The 21,145-nt window shown below is 33.1% G+C and carries 21 protein-coding genes; 10 read left to right on the plus strand and 11 right to left on the minus strand.

The window, feature by feature from the left end:
• The 3 genes from B2U95_RS01880 to B2U95_RS01890 form a co-directional block, all read right to left on the minus strand.
• Positions 1–323 (minus strand): efflux RND transporter permease subunit (locus B2U95_RS01880; RefSeq protein WP_296311997.1); only part of this gene is annotated, 323 nt, incomplete at its 3' end.
• A gap of 3 nt (positions 324–326) precedes the next feature.
• Positions 327–1,478: an efflux RND transporter periplasmic adaptor subunit gene (locus B2U95_RS01885; RefSeq protein ID WP_296311998.1), complete on the minus strand. Its 1,152-nt coding sequence runs from the start codon at positions 1,476–1,478 to the stop codon at positions 327–329.
• Between the two features lie 65 nt (positions 1,479–1,543).
• A complete protein-coding gene (locus tag B2U95_RS01890; RefSeq protein ID WP_296312087.1) occupies positions 1,544–3,454 on the minus strand; it encodes an ABC-F family ATP-binding cassette domain-containing protein in 1,911 nt (636 codons plus the stop codon).
• Positions 3,455–3,688: 234 nt separating this feature from the next.
• Here B2U95_RS01890 and B2U95_RS01895 point away from each other — a divergent pair, with 234 nt between their 5' ends.
• Positions 3,689–4,072, plus strand: coding sequence for a DUF983 domain-containing protein (locus B2U95_RS01895; protein WP_296312000.1), 384 nt, complete (start codon positions 3,689–3,691; stop codon positions 4,070–4,072).
• Positions 4,073–4,137: 65 nt separating this feature from the next.
• Here B2U95_RS01895 and B2U95_RS01900 read toward each other — a convergent pair whose 3' ends face one another.
• The 8 genes from B2U95_RS01900 to B2U95_RS01935 all read right to left on the minus strand — a co-directional run bounded on the left by B2U95_RS01900 (position 4,138) and on the right by B2U95_RS01935 (position 14,451).
• Complete coding sequence (locus tag B2U95_RS01900; RefSeq protein ID WP_296312002.1) at positions 4,138–5,181, minus strand: NAD(P)/FAD-dependent oxidoreductase; 1,044 nt, start codon at positions 5,179–5,181, stop codon at positions 4,138–4,140.
• Positions 5,182–5,294: 113 nt separating this feature from the next.
• Positions 5,295–6,203, minus strand: a complete 909-nt coding sequence (gene gldN, locus B2U95_RS01905; protein ID WP_296312006.1) for a gliding motility protein GldN — start codon at positions 6,201–6,203, stop codon at positions 5,295–5,297.
• A 63-nt stretch (positions 6,204–6,266) separates the two neighbouring features.
• Positions 6,267–7,841: a gliding motility protein GldM gene (gene gldM / locus B2U95_RS01910; RefSeq protein ID WP_296312008.1), complete on the minus strand. Its 1,575-nt coding sequence runs from the start codon at positions 7,839–7,841 to the stop codon at positions 6,267–6,269.
• Between the two features lie 50 nt (positions 7,842–7,891).
• The gene (gene gldL, locus B2U95_RS01915) at positions 7,892–8,530 is read right to left on the minus strand and encodes a gliding motility protein GldL (RefSeq protein WP_296312010.1); all 639 of its coding nucleotides are present in this window, start codon (positions 8,528–8,530) and stop codon (positions 7,892–7,894) included.
• A 94-nt stretch (positions 8,531–8,624) separates the two neighbouring features.
• Positions 8,625–9,977: a gliding motility lipoprotein GldK gene (gldK, locus tag B2U95_RS01920; RefSeq protein ID WP_296312011.1), complete on the minus strand. Its 1,353-nt coding sequence runs from the start codon at positions 9,975–9,977 to the stop codon at positions 8,625–8,627.
• Positions 9,978–10,137: 160 nt separating this feature from the next.
• Complete coding sequence (locus tag B2U95_RS01925; protein WP_296312015.1) at positions 10,138–11,304, minus strand: formimidoylglutamase; 1,167 nt, start codon at positions 11,302–11,304, stop codon at positions 10,138–10,140.
• 6 nt (positions 11,305–11,310) lie between these two features.
• Positions 11,311–13,848, minus strand: a complete 2,538-nt coding sequence (gene topA / locus B2U95_RS01930) for a type I DNA topoisomerase (RefSeq protein WP_296312017.1) — start codon at positions 13,846–13,848, stop codon at positions 11,311–11,313.
• Between the two features lie 159 nt (positions 13,849–14,007).
• Positions 14,008–14,451, minus strand: a complete 444-nt coding sequence (locus B2U95_RS01935; protein ID WP_296312019.1) for a hypothetical protein — start codon at positions 14,449–14,451, stop codon at positions 14,008–14,010.
• A gap of 174 nt (positions 14,452–14,625) precedes the next feature.
• Here B2U95_RS01935 and miaB point away from each other — a divergent pair, with 174 nt between their 5' ends.
• From miaB to groEL, 9 genes are all read left to right on the plus strand, one after another.
• Complete coding sequence (gene miaB / locus B2U95_RS01940; protein WP_296312022.1) at positions 14,626–16,071, plus strand: tRNA (N6-isopentenyl adenosine(37)-C2)-methylthiotransferase MiaB; 1,446 nt, start codon at positions 14,626–14,628, stop codon at positions 16,069–16,071.
• A gap of 2 nt (positions 16,072–16,073) precedes the next feature.
• Complete coding sequence (locus B2U95_RS01945) at positions 16,074–16,343, plus strand: hypothetical protein (RefSeq protein ID WP_296312026.1); 270 nt, start codon at positions 16,074–16,076, stop codon at positions 16,341–16,343.
• 91 nt (positions 16,344–16,434) lie between these two features.
• Positions 16,435–17,709, plus strand: a complete 1,275-nt coding sequence (locus B2U95_RS01950) for a sigma 54-interacting transcriptional regulator (protein WP_296312029.1) — start codon at positions 16,435–16,437, stop codon at positions 17,707–17,709.
• A 98-nt stretch (positions 17,710–17,807) separates the two neighbouring features.
• Positions 17,808–18,005 carry a hypothetical protein gene (locus tag B2U95_RS01955; RefSeq protein ID WP_296312032.1) on the plus strand — a complete coding sequence of 66 codons (198 nt, stop codon included), beginning with the start codon at positions 17,808–17,810 and terminating at the stop codon, positions 18,003–18,005.
• On the plus strand, positions 18,006–18,509 hold the full coding sequence (locus B2U95_RS01960; protein WP_296312034.1) for an LptE family protein: 504 nt from the start codon (positions 18,006–18,008) through the stop codon (positions 18,507–18,509).
• Position 18,510: 1 nt separating this feature from the next.
• Positions 18,511–19,434, plus strand: a complete 924-nt coding sequence (locus tag B2U95_RS01965; protein WP_296312037.1) for a hypothetical protein — start codon at positions 18,511–18,513, stop codon at positions 19,432–19,434.
• Between the two features lie 2 nt (positions 19,435–19,436).
• Complete coding sequence (secG, locus tag B2U95_RS01970) at positions 19,437–19,787, plus strand: preprotein translocase subunit SecG (protein WP_296312040.1); 351 nt, start codon at positions 19,437–19,439, stop codon at positions 19,785–19,787.
• Positions 19,788–19,959: 172 nt separating this feature from the next.
• A complete protein-coding gene (locus B2U95_RS01975) occupies positions 19,960–20,235 on the plus strand; it encodes a co-chaperone GroES (protein WP_296312042.1) in 276 nt (91 codons plus the stop codon).
• A gap of 95 nt (positions 20,236–20,330) precedes the next feature.
• The coding region (groEL, locus tag B2U95_RS01980; protein ID WP_296312043.1) for a chaperonin GroEL at positions 20,331–21,145 on the plus strand (815 nt) is incomplete at its 3' end.

The following is a 21,145-nucleotide window of genomic DNA, read 5'->3' on the forward strand; positions in this document are numbered from 1 at the left end:
TCTAGGAGCATAAAATCGATATCTTTTCCTTTTTCGATTTCAACATTTATACTTCCACTATTTTCGTTAGATGTTGATGTAACGCGTTCTACACCATTTAAACCCTTAAGATTATCTTCTATTTTGAGTACAATACCCTCTTCTACCTCTTGAGGTGATGCGCCTGGATATGTAACATTAATGTTAATGTTTTTTGAGTCAATTAGAGGATAAAAAGAAGACTTGAGATTCTTTGCGCCAAAAAAACCAAATACAGCAAATGTCAAAACAACGACATTAACCGCAACACTATGTTTAATAAAATAAGCAATTAGTTTTCTCATTAATTAGTCTGCCCTTTTAGATGAATTTGACGTCACTGTCTCTGTCTTTTTTTTGTACGGCTTAACCAGCATACCAGCATAGGCACCAGGAATGGGTTTTGAAACGATTACAGTACCATTGGGTACATTTTTAAGAACCACTTTAGTATCAGAGAAATAAACTGGTTTTACATCAATTATATCTAAAATGCTATCTCTAACAATAAAGATTTGGTTGCCATCTAACACCAAACTTCGATTCACTTCAATAGCATTAGGCTCTTCTTTTGCATTTAGATTGGCCTCTAAATACATACCTTCTTTTAAGGTTTTGTTTTTTACTTCGATATAAGCTGAAATGGTTTGTGTCGTTGCATCAATACTGCCATTTACGCGAGATACAGTGCCAGAATAGGTTTCTGTGTTATCAAGGTTTTTAAGCACAACACTCTCACCGACTTTTAAAAGACTTGCGTAGGTTTTACTTAACGCAACTTCCATTTCGTAAACTGTGGGATCTATATATTCGCCTAATTTTTGTCCATTTCTTATTAAAGAGCCCTGCGTAACTAATGCTTCGGTTAATATTCCTGAAAATGGTGCGCTAATAGTATACTTTGCCAAACGCTGTTCTAGATTCTTAACATTGTAATAATTTGAAATGATACCACGGCCAGTAATGAAATAGTTTTCTTTTTCAGAAGACATTTCTGGTAACTTAGGAGTTGTTTTATTGAGATCAAAATCTATAAGATAGCTCTGCCATTTCTGAAAAATCTCAGGAAAATCGAGTCTTAAATCTGGCATTATTGCCGCAATAGAATTGTACAGATTACTTTTTGAAGACTGTACACTTGCATAATATTCTGAAGCATCAATCCGAATTAAATGCTCTCCTTTACGATATTCTTGACCTGGTTTAAAGAGTTTACTAGTCGCTTTAAAGACGCCTTGTACTTCAGCATATAATTCTACTCTACGCTTAGATACCAAACTACCATTTGCAGGAATTACAATTTGAATCGTAGTGTTCTTAACAGTATCTGTAAATACTGTTTTTACAACTTTAGCTGGTGTTGGTCTTTTTTCCTTTTTAGTATCGGCTATATATTTACTACCAAGGTAAGCTCCAACTATTAGGAGTATTCCTAATATAGAAAGAATAATTTTTCGCATGCTATGTTAAGGGTTATTGCAGGCCAAATTTACCCATAATAGACTGCTATGGAGTTAAAACAATCTTAATTGTTGATGATATCTAACTGTTCTTGCACGTTTTCCCAGTCTACCATTAATTGTTCGAGTGATTTTTTCTTCTTTTGGTAGGCATCAAAGAAGTTAGGGTCTGCAGCTGTTTTATCATAATCTGTTGCCAACTTTAGATCATCAGATTTAATATCCTTTTCTAGCTGGTTAATTTTAGATTCAATATTACTCAACTTATTATTTAAAGACTTTAATTTCTTTTGATCTTCGTAACTCTGTTTATTACTTTCTTTAGGCTTGTTAGCAACAACAGTACGCTTCTCTGCTTCTCTTAAATTTTCGAGATTTCGTTGGTCTAAATAAAAATCTATATCACCTAAATACTCTCTGATGTTTTGATCTTTAAATTCGTAAACCGTATCTGTTAATCCTTGTAGAAAATCTCTATCGTGAGAAACCAAAATTAAAGTACCTTCAAACTTTTTAAGAGCTTCTTTTAATACCGTTTTAGATTTAATATCTAAATGATTGGTTGGTTCATCCATTATGAGAACATTCAATGGCTGTAACAATAATTTAGCTAAAGCCAAACGATTTCGTTCACCACCAGAAAGGACTCTAACATATTTTTCTGCTTCTGAACCTCTAAATAAAAATGAACCTAAAATATCTCTTACTTTACTTCGATTTGTTTCATTAGCAGCATCAATCATTGTATCTAAAACGGTTTTATTACCATCTAGATATTCTGCTTGATTTTGTGCGAAATAGCCAATTTGCACATTATGCCCTAAATTTAAGTTCCCTTGATGCTCAATTTCACCTACAATAATTTTAGCTAATGTAGATTTACCTTGTCCATTCTGACCAACAAAAGCTGTTTTAATATCTCTAGAAACAGCCAAATTTACGTTATGTAAAACCTGTAAATCACCATATTTTTTAGAAACATTTTCAATATCTACAACAACTTTACCAGGTGTTATTGATACTGGAAAGCTTAGAGACATAACGCTATTATCATCTTCGTCTACCTCTATTCTATCAATACGATTAAGTTTTTTTACTAACGACTGTGCCATTGTTGCTTTAGATGCTTTGGCTTTAAATTTTTCAATTAATTTTTCAGTCTGTTGTATTTGCTTTTCCTGATTCTTTTGAGCTGCAAGTTGCTGCACTTTCATTTCCTTGCGTAATGCTAAGAACTTTGTATATGGTTTATTATAATCGTATATACGTCCTAAAGAAATTTCTATTGTACGGTTGGTAACGTTATCTAAAAACATTTTATCGTGAGACACAATAACTACGGCGCCACTAATGGTTTTAAGGAAGCTTTCTAACCAAATAATAGACTCAATATCTAAATGATTGGTTGGCTCATCTAAAAGTAGTAAGTCGTTATTTTGAAGTAAAAGCTTAGCTAGCTCAATTCGCATTCTCCAACCACCAGAAAAAGTATCTGTAAGTTTGTCAAAATCTTCACGTTTAAAACCGAGGCCTTGTAATATTTTTTCGGTTTCACCTTGATAATTGTAACCACCTAGAATTTCATATTGATGTTGAACTTCGTTCAAATCTATCATTAACTGATTATACGACTCACTTTCATAATCAGTACGCTCAGCTAGTTGTGTATTTATGTCTTCTAATTGTACTTCGCAGGCTTTGATCTCTTTGAAAGCCTCATAAGATTCTTCTAAAACCGTTTTTCCAAAATCAAAGTCTATGTCTTGTTTCAAAAAGCCAATCCTTAAATCTTTATCAGCAGCAATTTGTCCTGTATCTGCTTCTTGCTCTTTAGATAAGATTTTGAGCATAGTAGACTTGCCTGCTCCATTTTTACCAATTAAACCAATGCGATCGCCAAGACCAAGCTTAAATGTAATTTCTTCAAAAAGATATTCTCCTTGAAATGATATGGATAGATTATGGATATTTAGCATAGCTTCTTTGAATATTCTAATTGCAATAAACGTTACAATTATCACAATACGCGACCTTTAAATTTTATCTTTGTATTGTTTTTTAAAAATGCAAAAGTAAAGGTTTTAATGAGAAGTGTTTTAACTTTTTTAAATTGGCTGTAAAATGCTTCGTTATATCCCTTTTTTTATCTTTCTATTGCTTGCTATGAAGGGTAAAAAAAATTCAAAATGAACAAAAATTAAAATACTTCTATGATTAGAAAAGGAATGAAACTTTACAGTATTCTTTTTGGAGCTTGTCCTAAATGTCACCAAGAATCGATGTATGTTGAGAAAAACCCATATAAATTATCAGATATTTTTAAAATGCATGAGCGTTGTTCTCATTGTAACACAAAATATCAGATGGAACCTTCTTTCTTTTATGGTTCTATGTATGTGAGTTATGGCGTTGGTATTGCCTTTGCAGTTGCTGCTTTTATTATTAGCAACATCATATTTGAATCGTCACTAATTACAGCTTTTATTGCTATTGTTATTACCTTAATTGGTTTTGCACCTGTAATTCTTAGATTGTCGCGTAATATTTGGGCTAACCTTTTTATGAGTTATGATAAGAGTTTAGTGAAGAAATAGTTTTTTGGCGCAAAAACACAAAGGTTTAACCCATACTATCCTTACCAAAATGAAGTTGCTATTAACTAAAGAAACCGATTAACATCTATTTCAGAATCTAAAGTTTCATTATGTTCAATAAGTCTGAAAAGCTTTTCTGATACATAAGGAGAAATCATTACTCCTCTAGTACCTAAGCCATTTAAAACGTATAGATTATTATGCTCTGTATGCCTGCCAACAAGTGGCCTTCTATCTTTTGTTGTAGGTCTTACTCCTGCGACATGATTAACAATTGTAAAATCACACTTTATAAATATTTTTACTTTAGTAAGCAATTCTAATTTAGCGTCATCAGTAGGTGTATTTGATTTATCCTCGTTATTATATGTTGAACCGACATTATATAAATCGTTTCCAAGCGGTATTACAAAGACGGAAGATTTTATAGCATAATCTATATTTAAGTCTGGGGCTTTTATGGTTAAAATTTCACCTTTAGAACCTGTAAGTGGTATCTGCTTAAAAAATGGATTTTGCTTTACACCAAAACCTTCAGCGAATATAATTTGAGAAACATTCCAGTTCCTATAAGTAATTATATCAGCTTCAAATTGAATCTTACTATGTTCAAAAGTTGTTTCTTCTAAACAATTGGTACGTCTTAAAAAGGCTTTATAACTAGTTATTAATAGTTCGGTATCAACACGACCTGCGTGTAATACTTCTCCAAATCCAAAAGACGCATCAATTTCGAGATTCGTATTCTTAACGAGTTTCGTAGACAGATAACCTTCAAGACTTGGCTTATCTGAAGCGCTAAACCATTTGTTTTGTTCTTGTATTGAAGTGAAGCGTCTTAAAATTCTAAGTTTATAATCTATGTGAATATCTAATTCTTTTTCAATTTTAGCATACAAAGGCAAAGCAAGGGCTAATTGCTCCTTTGCTTTCCATACTTCTGAGAAACGTTTTAGAATAACAGGATTATATAGTCCTGCGGCTACTATTGAAGACTTCTGTGAGGCATCATCATACACTACAAAAGACTTATTATTAGCTCTTAGCTGTTCGCAAAATGCAATACTTGCCAATCCGCAACCAACTATAATATAATCGACTTCTTTCATTACCACAAAAGTAGCAACTATTTTACGGAGTACGACCTAACTCGTTGACTGTTTAGTATAAAAAAAACGCCCACTGTTAAGTGGGCGTTTATATATTTAATAGTGCAAGCTAACTAGTAGCTCCACATATCTTGTTCAAAATTTCTGATCTTATCTTTAATACGATCTGATTCTAATAATTGCATTAAGGCGTTTTCAGCAACATATTCTTTAACTTCTCTATCGCCATAAACATTCTCTTCTTTATAGATAAATCCATGAAAGCGTCTACTGTTTAATAAGTGGTCAAAAGAAATTGGCACAGCACTATTCTTATCATTGAACGACTTAGCCTCGTGAAGAATATCTCTTATTTCTGGAATAAATACCCAAAACATTGGGATTGGCTCACTGTTTTCAGAGTTTTCATCATCAATAAAGTTAACGTCTGGTGCTGCAGGTGCAATACCTAAAATACGAAACTTTAATTCACCTTGACGCTTATCAAAATACCAAAGCCCTTTAATTAAGTAAGAATTAATATCAGCAGGACCAATATCTCTCTTAATAACATATTCTTCTGGAATCTCATCTTCACCAACACCATTTTCATTCATGTAGGTAATACCTGCATTTGTAATTTTAGTCATTGTTAAAGATGCCTCTAAATCTTTTAGAGTGCGCTCCTCTGTAAAATACGAATCTGCATATACTTTAGATATCATACCATTTTCCATATTTTCTCTTAAAACTTGATAAAGCGACTTTCTATCATCACCTAAGTTAGTATCAACAGGGAAATATAATGGAAAATTTGCACGTTCGTCTAAAACTACTTTTTCCCAAGTCATTTTAGAAAATAAGATATCTCTATCTCCGACATAACCATATTCTAAAGGCTTATCGTTATCTAGAAGTAATTCTGCTTCCGTTTTCATACCAATTTCTTCTGGTATTTTAGCATTAAGGATATTAGCTTGTGCAAACATAGTATGTGTTGCAAACAATGCTAAACCTGTATATAAAAAGCTTTTTAGTTTCATCTTACTTAATATTAATTTGGGATTCTTATATTACTAACGTATCCTTTTTACTAAAATTATAAATTAGTTAGTTACCTCTACAATAACTGGCGATACATTTTTTAATCGGTATTTAGCATTACCTTGGATTTTCGCTTTAATCTCAAAAATAGTAATGTTATCTCCTCTACGTGCTTTTTTAATAGCTGATTTAGCCTGAGCATTCATTTTTGTACCCACAACATTTACTGTTGGTTGACCAGGAACTTTTATCTTAAATGATGTTACATTTATCGGTAAATCAAATACAAAATCATCTAATTTAGCAGCTACTGTGCCAATTTCTACATTACGCTTAGGCAACTTTACTAAACCTGTTTGACCAGCTATTACACCAGTTGGAGCAGGTATATCTTTAATTCTGAATGTTTTGCTGTCACTTACTTTAGATTTATCATCTAAGGTAGCCGTAACATTAATTATCATTTCTTTACCAGAACCAGCTCTAACCACATATTTACCAACACCTGTAGCTTTAGATAAACCTGTACCTGATGCACTTACTTTATTATCTGGTACACCAGCAAAAGAAATAGTCATTGGGTTATCAACACCACGGTAAACAACGTTCATCTTGTCAGCAGAAATTGTTGCTGAATTTGGTCTTGGAACTACAACGTAGTTTGCAACTATGGGAATTGGCAATTCTTTACCATTCTCGATAAATGTAAATTCACCTTCAATTTTGTGTTCACCTACATTACCAACATTAAAATCTAAAGTTGCTGCTCCTGTAGAATCTATTGCTTTAGATAAATCAATTTCTCTACCCTGTACTACTAGTTTAATAGGTGGCACATTAGCATATTTACCTATAACGACTTTACCTTGAAACTTCTCACCTGCAAAAAAAGCAGATTTATCAGCTAATACTATGGCTTGATAGTTATTAAGTGTCGTAGCTTTTGACAATGAATTACCCAAAAACAGACTATAAAGGGTCGCTTCTGTTACTTTAACATCATTCTGCAATGCTGTTAACTTGGTGTAAGATGCGATTGCCGGAAAACCTTGAAAATTGGCATTTAAATAATCGATTTCTTTTCCATCTTTATTAGTTACTTTAGACATGCTGAATTTTTTCTCAAAACTTTCGCTTTCACCTCTATAACTCTCATCAGTTGCTAAAATTTTCTTAATATCTGTTTTGTATTCATTAACTTTAGCCATTACTTCGTCACCTATCTTCGTTAAGCGATCACCAGTAAACCAAGCTTCATCAAGAATATCTGTCTTATCCATTTTCTCAAAAGGTAATTTACCCGTTTCTGGATCTATTGTATACTTTCCTTTTTTTAGCAAATCTACTTTTAAAGTCTCAATATATTTGTAAAATTTATCTGAAGCAATCTGAACTTGTTGTGCTCTTGCAGCTGGAATTTTAAAGTCTACAGGCTTTTCTACACCTTTCTTATTTAAATCCATTAGCATTGCCTCATTCCTATTTTCTGTTGCTTCATTTGAGTTTGCAAATTTTTCTTCCATTAATCCGAAAGCGGATAATACTTCTTTAGACATATTCATCGCCATCATAGCAATAAATACTAAGTACATTAAGTTAATCATTTTCTGCCTTGCAGATAATTTTCCTCCTGCCATTGTAATTAGTTTTAAATTTTAATTAATAAATTATTGATTATAAAAACTAATTAGTTTTTGTTCATTGCAGATAACATTCCTCCGTATACACCATTTAATGATGATAAGTTAGATGCTAATGACTGCATTTGCTCCTTTAGCTTAGTTGCATTTTCAACTGACTCTTCATTGATTGCAGCTTGGCGGTTTGCACTTTCCATCTGTACTTTATAAAGACTATTTAAAGACTCCATCTGTGCAGCAGCTAGAGATAACTCTTCGCTATATTTCTTTTGTGCTTGCATAGAATTTATAGTTGGAAAAATATCTTTTGCAGCACCTTCAAAGTTTTTAATACTATCACCTAAGCTTACCATAAGCTCACTATCGATTTTTGCATCTTTTAATAAATTATCTAATTTTTTAGATAACATACCTTCTGCATCTTTTGGCTCTTCTTTTAACTTCTTGTTACCAGCCATAAGTTGTCCACCAGCTAACTCAGGATATACTAAAGACCAATCTAAGTCGCTTTGTTGTCTTTCAAAAGCTGAGTATGTAAATACTAATGCTTCTACAATCATACCTAGAGTTAATATTTCTGAAGCCCAAGGCCAGTGTTGTATTTTAAATAATGCACCTAAGATTACGATTGCTGCTCCTAATCCGTAAATCATATTTGTGATTGTCATTTTTCCTTTCTGTGCCATAATGTGTTTAGTTTTTTTAGTTTAAGTTTTAGTTTAAGTTTTAGTTTAATGGATGTGTAACTTAAGTAGGTTGATTAAATTTAGGTTTATTCTTTTAGTTTGTTGCTGCGTTATTTGTTACTTCAGTTCCCATATAATCTTGTACGGTTCTGAAACCAATGTAACTTCTTGCAGAATCTGCATATTCATAATCTCTAGAACTAACTTCTAAAAAGTATGCTACATCTTTCCAAGACCCTCCTCTTACAACTTTACGTGCATTCTGAGCATCATTAACGTTAGGATTAATTGTAGATGCATATTCATAAGAAGCCGGATCGTAAGATGCGTTCACCCATTCTGAAACGTTACCTGCCATATTATATAGATTAAAATCGTTTGGATCGTAAGAATCTGCTTCTACAGTATATAATGCTTTATCTGCTGCGTAATCACCTCTTAAAGGTTTAAAGTTAGCCATAAAACATCCTCTATCATTTTTAGTATAAGGCCCACCCCATGGATAATCACCACCTTGAAGTCCTCCACGTGCAGCATATTCCCATTCTGCCTCAGAAGGTAACCTGTAAGAGTTTATTGGTTGACTACCTCTTTCTTTTTGATAACCGTTATGGTAAACTGTTCTCCATTGGCAAAATGCTTGAGCTTGTTTCCAAGAGACACCAACCACAGGATAATCACCATAAGCGTCATGCCAGAAATAATCATTATGCATTGGCTCATTATATGAATATGCGAAATCTCTAATCCAAGATGTTGTATCTGGATAAATTTCTACTTCTTCTCTTATAATAACATCAGATCGTTTAAGCGTTCTATCTTTTGCAGCCTTCTGAATATCCATATACGTGTATTGAAACTTAAACTGTTTCACATCCCAAGTTCTTTGTCCGTTGTAAGATTCCTCTAAAGGTAAATACATACCGTCCATGACCTCAGCGTATAATTCATCTGGATAATCACTTGTATCGAAGTATAATTCAGCATCGCGGTTTATCTTTCTTTGCTCATCACCATATGTATTAAGCATGAAGCTTTCATAAGCATTTAAATCATTAGGGTCAGAATCTTTGTAAGCAAACTCACCAATATCTCCACTCCCTGGAGTCTTACCTTCTAGGTCTGCCATCTCAGCTAATTTTAATCTTAAGATAGAATCTCTTACCCATTCTACAAATTGACGGTACTCACTATTAGTAATTTCAGTTTCATCCATATAGAATGCTCTTACTGTTGCCGTCTTTGTAGGTGCGTCTTGTACACCAGCGATATCATCACCTGATTTACCCATAATAAAAGCTCCACCTGGTACTAATGTCATACCATAAGGCTTCTCTGGGTGCCATTTTTTACCTTTAACACCTATTAATTGCCCTCGGTCTCCAGAATTACAACTGGCAACCAAAACTAATACAGTGGTTAGTAAAATAAACTTCTTAATATTCATAGTAACTCGAGGTTAAATTAGTGGTCCTTAATTTTAAGGTCGTAAACATATTTATATATTTTCGAATAAACAACTTTTTTTTGTTTTATTTTACACTTTATCCTAAAAAAACGCATTTCGTCGACTAATGAAATGTTAAATTATCGATTAAGTGTTTATTTTAAAAGCTATTCTTCCTGTAGGCCTTATACCATCTTTCTGGTATTTCACCTTGTGTTGCTTGCAGATAGTCGGAATGCATGCAAGGTAATAACGTGTGCTTTTTTAATTTATTATTAACATCTGGTAAAAAAGGAATTTCAATCCACCAGCGTCCAGTTTTCAAACTTTTATAAAAAATAAGTTCATCTTCACCTACAAGTACATTATACTTTTGAAAATACTTATCATTGGTAAAATCATCATCTTTTACGCGACAATTCACACCTTCTACAAAATACCAAATCATTTGAGCTAGTAACATAGATGTCGCATTATCATTTTTAGAATTACTATACTCGTAGATACCAAAAGAGGATACCTTGTTACTAATACCAGCATATCTGCTAATAGCACAAATTTCCTTACCCGAGAATCCATTAGGAGAATACTTTTGATTATCGCTAACTTCTGATGCTTGTACAGATTTTAAATCTATAGATACAATATGAGCATCTCTCATTAAAGGCTCTACCATATTAATGTTAGCAGAAACTTCACCTAAACGATAGCCTTCAAAATAAAGTTTTTCTATTAAATCAATTTCCTCTTGAGAATTAAAGTAAGTCTGATAACCAATCGTTGAGTAATTAAATAGATTGTAAGGTTCTTCTACAATAACCTTACCTACATAACTATTGTTTCTAATAGGAAGATTAGCATCTCCTAAGTCAAAATTAGTATCTACGTTTACAATATTTACCATTGGTAATATAGTATCATAAGCGCGATAATTAGCAAAGGTTAGATCTTGGCTACCTCCCAATATAATTGGAATAATATTTAATTCTACTAAAACAGTAATTGCTGTTCTTATTGCAAAATAAGTGTCTTCTACAGTTTCACCGGGTTCAATATCTCCTAGGTCAGCGATAGTTGTATGCCAATTCCCTGGGAATAATGTGTAAAGTGTTTTTCTAATTGAGTCAAAGTTAATATTGGCACCAATATAATTGACATCATTTCTATTTTCTTGAACTCCAATAATAGCTAATTGAACATTTTCTAAATCTGGAATTCCGTTTTGTCTTGAATGCACTTTAATCTTTTTCCCTAGCGCTTGTAATGCTATTAGTTCATTATGAGCTAAAACCGAATCTGAAACGGGCGTTAGGAAATTAAAATTCATGTATAATTACTTCTTTTTTGCAGTTACTTTTTTAGCAGTTGTTTTCTTTTTTGGTACAGCTTTTTTCTTTATTACTTTCTTTTTCTTAGGCGCATTTTTTTCTAATAAGTCTTGCGCCATTTTTAGTGTCATTTTACTAACATCTACAGTCTTTGCTAATTCTACTTTTTGCTTGCCTTTAATAAGGTTATGTCTTCCCCACCTTGCCTTCTCTACGCGTATACCTTCCTCTTCCCAGTTATGAATAACCTTATCAATTTCTTTCTGGATTTTTTCTTCTACCAAAGTTACAATGTCTTCTTCAGATAAATTATCCCAATCGTATTTTTTATTCACATTTATGAACAAGTTATTCCATTTAATAAATGGTCCAAAACGCCCTTTACCTTTGGTAACCTCTAAATCTTGATACATATGTATAGGAGCATCTGCTAATTCCTTCTCTTTTATGTAAACTAAAGCTTCATCTAATTCTACACTCAAAGGATCCACTCCTTTAGGTAAAGACACAAACTTTTTACCAAACTTAACATAAGGTCCAAATCGTCCGTTATTTACCTCTATCTCTTCATCTTTGTAATGACCTAGTGCTTTTGGAAGTTTAAATAAATCCATAGCCTGTTCAAAAGTGATAGAACTTAATTGTTGGTCTGGAGATAAACTTGCAAACTGAGGCTTTTCCTCATCGTCTGGTTTTCCTAATTGTACTAAAGGACCAAATTTACCTAAACGCACCAATACTGGCCTTCCAGATTTTGGATCTGTACCTAAAACACGTTCACCTGATTCGCGCTCAGCATTTTCTTGAACATCTTCTACTTGCGGATGAAAACCTTTGTAGAAGTCTTTCATCATTTCTCTCCAGTCTTCTTTTCCTTCCGCAATGTCATCAAATTTATCTTCAACTTTAGCGGTAAAATTATAATCTAAAATACTTTCGAAATGATTAACTAAGAAATCGGTCACAATAGTACCTATATCTGTAGGGACTAGTTTTCCTTTATTAGAACCCGTTAGCTCAGAAAGTGCATTCTCTTTTATATCTCCATTTTCAAAAACGAGCTGCTTATAAGCTCTTTCATCACCTTCATTACTTCCTTTTTCTACATAGTTTCTATTTTGAATAGTAGAAATTGTTGGTGCATATGTAGACGGACGACCAATACCTAACTCTTCTAATCGTTTTACCAAAGCTGCTTCTGTAAATCGTGCAGGTGGTCTTGTAAAACGTTCTGTTGCTGTGATGTAATTATTTTGAAGATTTTCTCCAACTTTTAAATCTGGTAAAATACCTTCTTGCTCAGCATCTTCATCATCAGTCCCTTCTAAATATACTTTAAGAAACCCTTCAAACGTTATAATCTCACCATTGGCTGTAAACTGTTCACTTACTTTATTATTAGTAGCATTAATTTCAATTTTAAGATTTGTACGTTCTAATTTCGCATCACTCATTTGCGAAGCAATTGCACGTTTCCAAATTAAATCATATAATCGTGCTTGGTCGCGTTCTACATTAACAGTGTGATTAGCAAAATCTGTTGGACGAATAGCTTCGTGAGCTTCTTGTGCGCCTTTAGATTTACCTTTATAATTTGTTGGTTTACTAAACTCTGAACCATAAGCCGAAATAATTTCGCTTTCTGCTCCTTTTTTAGCTTCATTAGATAAGTTTACACTATCTGTTCTCATATAAGTAATAAGACCTGCCTCATACAAACGCTGAGCATTACTCATTGTTCTACTTACTGAATATCCCAACTTACGTGATGCTTCTTGCTGAAGTGTTGATGTTGTAAATGGTGCAGCTGCCGATTTCTTTGCAGGTTTTTTCTGCAAATCTGAAACAGCATATGTTGCGTATATATTATTTTTTAAAAATTGAAGTGCTTGTTTTTCAGAACTAAAATTCTTTGGCAATTTGGCCTTAAAAGAATTTCCATTGTTAGTTTTAAATTCAGTATCAACTCTATAAGAAGCTTCTGGTATAAAACCCTGAACAGCTCTTTCGCGCTCAACAATTAAACGCACAGAAACTGACTGTACACGGCCTGCAGATAAACCACCTTTAACTTTTCGCCATAATACAGGTGATAACTCATAACCTACAATACGGTCTAAAACACGTCTTGCTTGCTGCGCATCTACCAAATTATAATCTATACTACGTGGATTTTCAATGGCCTTTTGAATAGCACTTTTTGTTATCTCATGAAAAACAATACGTTTGGTTTTTTCTTTATCTAAACCTAGTGTCTCAGCCAAATGCCAAGCAATAGCTTCACCTTCTCGATCCTCATCACTCGCCAACCAAACCATATCTGCTTTTTTAGCTAAATTTTTCAGTTTTTTAACAATATCTTTCTTGTCTTTAGAAACTTGATATTTAGGCATAAAATCACCTTCTACATCAACCCCTAACTCTTTAGATGGTAAATCAGAGATGTGACCAAAACTGGACTCGACTTTATAATCTTTTCCTAAAAATTTTTCTATGGTTTTAGCTTTTGCAGGTGACTCAACTATGACTAGATTCTTTGGCATTCTTTGTTTTTTTGAAGATACAAATGTAGATGAAAATTAAGTTACAATCCTAATTTGGTCTGAAATAGCATACATTTTAACGTGATTATAAAACTTTACTAAACAGTAAAAGCCTTGTAAAACAGAAGGCTTCAAATACATATTTTAATATTCGAATAATTAATACGAATACATTATCTGGTCTGAAAAATCTTGAATGCTTAATAAAACTTCATTTTCGCCTTCGACTTGAAGAGGGCTTAAATCAAACGACTGTTCTTGCGTAAATACTGCAAGACAAGCTTCATCATTTGTTAAGACCAATCTAACATTACGTTGTACCGGTGACGACTCCATTACAGTTTCACTACCCACTAATCCAAAAACCCAAGTGTCACCACTACAACCACTTGCAGAAACTGTAATAGTTAAACAATTTTGAGATATGTCTACATTAACTATAGAATTAAAATCACTTTCAGCATTTTCGTAGAGCTCGCTATTTATGACTGTTACAGCATCACATAGCGTTAAAGGAAGTAAAACCTCATCGTCTTCATTGCATTGTGTATTAAATAACAATACGCAGCATATTATAATTGAAGATGGTCTAACTAATTTCATAAGTTCTATTTTCTAAAAGATGTTCAAATTACAAAATGGTTGCATCATAACATAGATCGTTTCACAAAACAACCCTAAACCAATTAAAAAATCAAATCAGTATTACATCTGCCACTTTGTCATAATAATCAAAATAATCTTATCTTTGCATACTTATTGAGATTTTAAATAAAAATGGAAAAGATCATAGACGAAAATAAACAAGGGGAAACTCTTATTCTAGATAATAAAAAAGGTAACGGTAAGAAACTCTTTATAGAGAGTTACGGTTGCCAAATGAATTTTAGTGATAGTGAAATCGTAGCTTCCATTTTAGCAGATCAAGGTTATAACACAACACAATCTCTAGAAGAGGCTGACTTAGTATTAGTTAACACCTGTTCTATTAGAGATAAAGCAGAACAAACCGTAAGAAAACGTTTAGCGAAATATAATGCTGTAAAGCAAATTAATCCTAAAATGAAAGTTGGTGTTTTGGGCTGCATGGCTGAGCGTTTAAAGCACAAATTCCTAGAAGAAGAAAAAATAGTAGATCTTGTTGTAGGTCCAGATGCCTACAAAGATTTACCAAATCTCTTAGCCGAAGTTGAAGATGGTAGAGATGCTATAAATGTTATTCTATCTAAAGAAGAAACCTATGGAGATATTGCACCTGTGCGTCTTAATAGTAATGGAGTTACTGCATTTGTATCTATAACACGTGGTTGCGACAATATGTGTACGTTTTGTGTTGTTCCTTTTACACGCGGACGAGAACGTAGTAGAGATCCGCAAAGTATCGTAGAAGAAATTAATGATTTATGGAGTAAAGGCTTTAAAGAAGTCACACTTTTAGGTCAGAATGTAGATAGCTTCCTTTGGTATGGTGGTGGGCTAAAGAAAGATTTTTCTAAAGCGTCGGATTTTGAAAAAGCAACAGCCGTAAACTTTTCTAAATTATTAGAATTATGTGCTAAAGCTCAGCCTAAAATGCGTTTTAGATTTTCAACATCTAATCCTCAAGATTTAACATTAGATGTTATTAGAACCATGGCGAAGTTCAATAATATCTGTAATTATATTCATTTACCTGTACAGAGTGGTAGTAATCGTATTTTAAAAGAAATGAACCGTCTGCACACACGCGAAGAGTATTTTGAACTCATTGATAACATAAAAAAGTTAATCCCAGATTGTGCCATTTCTCAAGATATGATCACTGGTTTTCCAACAGAAACAGAGCAAGATCACCAAGATACTTTATCCTTAATGGACTATGTAAAGTACGATTTCGGATTTATGTTTGCCTACTCTGAGCGACCAGGCACTATGGCTGCAAGAAAAATGGAAGACGATATCCCAGCCGATGTTAAAAAACGACGCCTAAATGATATTATTCAGTTACAACAAATACATGCCTTACAAAGAACACAAGCGCATATAGGCAAAATTGAAGAAGTACTTATTGAGAAATCATCTAAACGCTCAGACGAACATTGGTCTGGCAGAAACAGCCAAAGCACAGTTGTTGTATTCCCTAAAGAGCAATATAACGTTGGCGAATTTGTAAATGTGAAAATTAACGATTGCACAAGTGCTACACTGATAGGTGAAGCGGTTGGGTATTCTAAAAACAATTAATTATGAAACAGGTGTTTTTTCTTTTATCCTTTTTAATATTGATAGTATCATGTGAAAATGAATCTTTTAGTTCTAATGAAGAAACTGGTGCTCCAGAATTAAAATTGAAACAAATAGATAATGCGATCATCCTAAACAATACTAACGTAGTATACCCATCTATCAGCGTTGAATATTATAATGAATTAGGCTTACCTGTCACTCATACCACTAGTTCTGTGACAAAAAGAGCATATTATTATAATTCAGATAATTCAACAGATAGTATTTGAACTAATTATGGACCACATTATAACTTCAAAAATACTAACCTACTACGAAGATTAATATAAAATTATATTTCCGCTTTTTCGGAAAGTCAATATGGAATCAATACAAGCAATAAAACAACGTTTTGGCATTATAGGTAACGACCCTAAATTAAATCGTGCCATTGAGAAAGCTATACAAGTTTCACCAACTGATATTTCGGTATTAGTGACTGGTGAAAGTGGTGTTGGTAAAGAAAGTATTCCTAAAATAATACATCAACTCTCACACAGAAAGCATGGTAAATATATTGCTGTAAACTGTGGCGCCATACCAGAAGGCACCATAGATAGCGAATTATTTGGCCATGAAAAGGGTGCTTTTACAGGTGCTACAGCAACACGTTCTGGTTATTTTGAAGTTGCTGATGGTGGTACTATTTTTTTAGATGAAGTTGGTGAATTACCCTTAACCACTCAAGTCCGATTATTACGTGTTTTAGAAAATGGTGAATTTATAAAAGTAGGTTCTAGTAAGGTGCAAAAAACAGATGTTAGAATAGTTGCGGCAACAAACGTAAATATGTTTGAAGCCATAAAAAAAGAAAAATTCAGAGAAGACTTATATTATCGCCTAAGCACTATCGAAATAAACTTACCAGCATTACGAGAACGTAAAGAAGATATTCATTTATTATTCAGAAAATTTGCTAGTGATTTTGCCATAAAATATAAAATGCCAACCGTTAAGCTTGTAGACGAAGCGGTGAATCTACTCATAAAATATAGATGGAATGGAAACATTCGCCAATTAAGAAACGTTGCCGAGCAAGTCTCAGTTTTAGAGCACAATCGTACGATTAGCGCAGTAACAATACAAAACTACTTACCAAATGCTGGTCGTAATCTACCTGCTGTGGTTAACACAACTAAGTCGGAAAGTGACTTTAGTAGTGAAAGAGAAATTTTATATAAGGTGTTGTTTGACATGAAGGCAGATCTTAACGATCTTAAGAAGCTCACCATGGAACTGATGAAAAATGGAAGTGCTAAAGAAGTTCAAAAAGAAAATGAGCATCTTATTGAAAAAATTTATGGCGATAATAAAGATGATGATTATGAAGATCCTATTGAAGAATTAGGTGTATTAGCCATCCCAGAGCACACAGATAATATAGATAATACAGATCAAAATTCTACTGAAATCGAAGACAAATACCATTTTGCTGAAGAAATTGAAGAAGAAGAAACCTTATCTTTACACGACAAAGAGCTAGAACTAATAAAAAAGTCTTTAGATCGTCATAGCGGCAAACGAAAGTTAGCTGCTTCAGAACTTGGCATTAGTGAACGCACATTATATAGGAAAATAAAACAATATGATCTTTAAGATAAGTTTATGAAATCAAAAATAAGAAAATTTAATTTATAGAGTTTTTAGTTTAATTTGATTCCATAAGACTTATAAAAACAAATAGAAATTAGCGAATGAAGGCTGTAGAAATATTTATGATTAGAAAGTCGTTTAGACCAAACAGTTCGGAGGCTATAAGAAAAGAAGCCGAAGATCTTGTAAACGAAAAGCATTACAAAGGTTACCGCTTAATAAATGTCGATTTTGATGTCGCAGATAATGCTGGTTACATCTATGCTTTTATTACTATGAAACGTCCAAATACTTATTAAATGAAGCACTTAAAATTTATACTTCTTATACTTGCGAGTTACAGTTTAGTTAACTGTAGCATTTACTCCTTTACGGGTGCAGATACTGGTGACGCAAAAACATTTCAAGTTAATTTCTTTCAAAACAATGCCGAGTTAGTTGAACCAGGATTGGATATTGATTTTACAAATGCTTTACAAGATTTAATTCAAAATCAAACTAATTTAAATTTAACAACTCTTGGAGCCGATTTAATTTTCGAAGGTGAAATTACAGAATATAGAATTGCACCTATGACTGCTACTGCTCAAAATACAGCTGCACAAAACAGACTTACTATTGGTGTTAATGTACGCTATATTAATACTAAAAACGAAGAGAAAGATTTTGAAAAACGGTTTTCATTCTTTTTTGATTATCCTGCAAATGCACAATTAACAGGAGGAACAAAAGACGAAGCCTTCGAAGTTATCTTTGAACGTTTAACCCAAGATATTTTTAATGCTTCTTTAGCTAATTGGTAAAATGCAGCTTCAACAACTTACATATTTATTTCAACATCCTGAAGCTGTTACAGCATCGCAAGTAGATGCGTTGGCATTAAAAATAAAAGAATACCCTTACTTTCAAGCATTAATGGCACTTTACCTTAAAGGGCTAAAACAAAAAGAAAGCTACAAATACAATAACACGTTAAAACATACTGCTGCTCACACTGCTGACCGTAGTATATTATTTGATTATATAACATCTGATGTATTTAATCAGAATGAAATATCAAATCAAATTAAACAAAACTCAGAATCAATCAAAAACATAGAAGTTAATGCCGTGGATGATATTTCTGTAAATAAAAGTGTTTCAATAGATGATGCACTTAAAGAATACATAAAAGCTACAGAAGGTGTTTTAGATCCTAATCTTTTTAAAGCAAAAGAGCAAGTTCAACCAACAATAGAAACTCCAAAAATCGAAGATTCTATTATCGCTTTAGATGTTAAAAATATAACACCCGAGAAGAAACTAAACATTGGGAAGCCTTTAGAGTTTGATAAATCGGAAAATCATTCGTTTGCAGAATGGCTAAAAATAACAAGTTTTAAACCTATTGTTAGAGAAGAAAAAGAGATTAAAACGACACCTACAGAAAAAGCAGGACCTACTCCACTTTACAATAAACTTGCTATTATAGATAAGTTTATAAATGAAAACCCTAAGATAAAACCTGTTACTAACCAAGTTTCTAAACCTAAGCTTGTTAATAATGATGATGCAGTTTCGGACAGCTTAATGACTGAAACTTTAGCTCGCATTTATCTAGAGCAAAAAAACTATGATAAGGCAATTCAATCCTATAGGATTTTAAGTTTGAAATATCCAGAAAAAAGTAGTTTCTTTGCAGACCAAATTAAAGCAGTAGAAGAATTAAAAGAAAATAATAAGACATAAACATGAGTACATTCGTAATCTTTTTGGTATTAATTGTAATAGTGGCATTTTTATTAATCGTTGTCATAATGGTGCAAAACCCTAAAGGCGGAGGTTTATCATCATCTTTTGGTGGTGGCGGAACCCAGCAATTAGGAGGTGTAAAGAAAACAGGAGACTTTTTAGATAAGAGTACATGGTTTTTAGCAATAGCATTAATTATATTAATCTTAGCCTCTAACCTTACTATAGACTCTGGCAATGCTATTGAGTCTAAAGCTTTAGATTTAGATGAAGCTATAGACATGCCAATGACTCCACCAGCTACAACTGATGATTCAGCAACAACTGATGGCGCAGAAAGCGGAAGCTAAAATAAATCTCATTACATAATAAGAAAAGCCAACTGCAAAAGTTGGCTTTTCTTATTTCTATACGTTTTCGGCAGATGGGTCTGAAACTTTGTCAGTCATTCTTCATTGGCATAATTTTCGAACTAAAATAAAGCGTAATATATTAATCAAACATTTAAAAACATACAACAAAATGGCTTTAAACATTAAACCTTTAGCAGACCGTGTTCTTGTAGAACCTATGGAAGCTGAGACAACTACGGCTTCTGGTATTATTATTCCAGATAATGCAAAAGAAAAACCTCAAAAAGGAACTGTTGTTGCCACTGGAAAGGGAACAAAAGACGAACCTATCACTGTTAAAGTAGGTGACACAGTACTTTATGGTAAATATGGTGGTACTGAACTTAAACTTGAAGGTAAAGACTATTTAATGATGCGCGAAAGTGACATACTGGCGATTATCTAAATCGCTTTTAGCTATTGGCCTTTCGCTTTTAGCACTTCAAAATTTAAATTAACACACAGCCAACAGCAAAAGCTAATGGCTAAAACCTAATAAAAATGGCAAAAGACATAAAATTTGATATCGATGCACGCGACGGACTAAAGCGTGGTGTTGATGCATTAGCAAACGCAGTAAAAGTGACATTAGGACCAAAAGGTCGTAATGTAATTATAGGGAAATCATTTGGCGCACCACAAGTCACTAAAGATGGTGTAACTGTAGCAAAAGAAATTGAGCTAGAGAATGAACTTGAAAACATGGGAGCGCAGATGGTAAAGGAAGTCGCTTCTAAAACTAATGATTTAGCTGGTGATGGAACAACAACTGCTACTGTTTTAGCACAAGCCATCGTAAAAGAAGGTCTTAAAAATGTTGCTGCTGGTGCAAACCCAATGGATTTAAAACGTGGTATTGACAAAGCTGTTGCTGCTATAGTTGCAGATTTAGATAAGCAATCTCAAAAAGTAGGTAGCGATTCTGATAAGATTAAGCAAGTTGCTGCAATCTCTGCTAATAATGACGATACTATTGGTGATTTAATCGCCAAAGCATTCGGAAAAGTGGGTAAAGAAGGTGTGATTACAGTAGAGGAAGCTAAAGGCATGGAAACTTACGTTGACGTTGTTGAAGGTATGCAATTTGATCGTGGTTATTTATCTCCTTACTTCGTAACTGATCCAGATAAGATGATTGCTGATTTAGAGAATCCATACATTTTATTATTTGATAAGAAGATTTCTAACTTACAAGAAATTCTTCCAATATTAGAACCAGTTGCACAATCTAGTCGTCCATTATTAATTATCGCAGAAGATGTTGATGGACAAGCTTTAGCTACATTGGTAGTGAACAAATTACGTGGTGGACTTAA

The sequence above is a fragment of the Winogradskyella sp. UBA3174 genome, from assembly GCF_002364335.1.
Classification (GTDB): Bacteria; Bacteroidota; Bacteroidia; order Flavobacteriales; family Flavobacteriaceae; genus Winogradskyella.